The 659-nt window shown below is 42.9% G+C and carries 1 protein-coding gene; it reads left to right on the forward strand.

Features of this window, described 5'->3' with window-relative positions:
- Positions 1-659 (forward strand): efflux RND transporter permease subunit (locus tag B4K20_RS14300; RefSeq protein ID WP_289283413.1); only part of this gene is annotated, 659 nt, incomplete at both ends.

Below are 659 nucleotides of genomic sequence, written 5' to 3' on the forward strand. Positions count from 1 at the left end.
ATAAAATCAATGTGCCACAGCTTTATGCTGATTTGGATAGAACAAAAGCGAAACAGCTCGGCTTAAACATCAAAGATATTTTTGACACCATGCAGATTTATCTGGGGTCGCTTTATATCAATGACTTTAACCAGTTTGGTCGTACCTATCAGGTTATTGCTCAGGCTGATTCAGATTATCGTAATGCGCCCGATGATGCGTTGAATTTAAAAGTACGTAATAGCAATGGTGATATGGTGCCATTAGGAAGCGTGCTTGAGATGAAAGAGAGTTATGGGCCGGAAAGTGCCGCTCACTACAATGGTTATCTCGCGGCAGATTTAAATGGTAATGCGGCGCCTGGCTATTCCAGTGGACAAGCACAGGATGCCATTAGCGAAATTCTGGAGAAAACCCTACCTTCAGGCATGGAGTTTGAATGGACTGACTTAACCTATCAACAAGTCATTAGTGGGAATACTGCCTTATTTATTTTCCCATTGTGTTTGTTACTGGTGTTCTTAGTTTTAGCGGCACAATATGAGAGTTTAATCTTGCCATTGGTCGTTATCACCATTGTGCCATTATCGATTCTGGCTGCAGTAACGGGTGTCTGGTTAACCGATGGGGATAGTAATATCTTCACCCAGATCAGTTTCTTTGTGTTGGCGGGGCTGGCC

It is taken from the genome of Methylophaga sp. UBA5088, from assembly GCF_002414625.1.
In the GTDB taxonomy this organism is placed as follows: domain Bacteria; phylum Pseudomonadota; class Gammaproteobacteria; order Nitrosococcales; family Methylophagaceae; genus Methylophaga; species Methylophaga marina.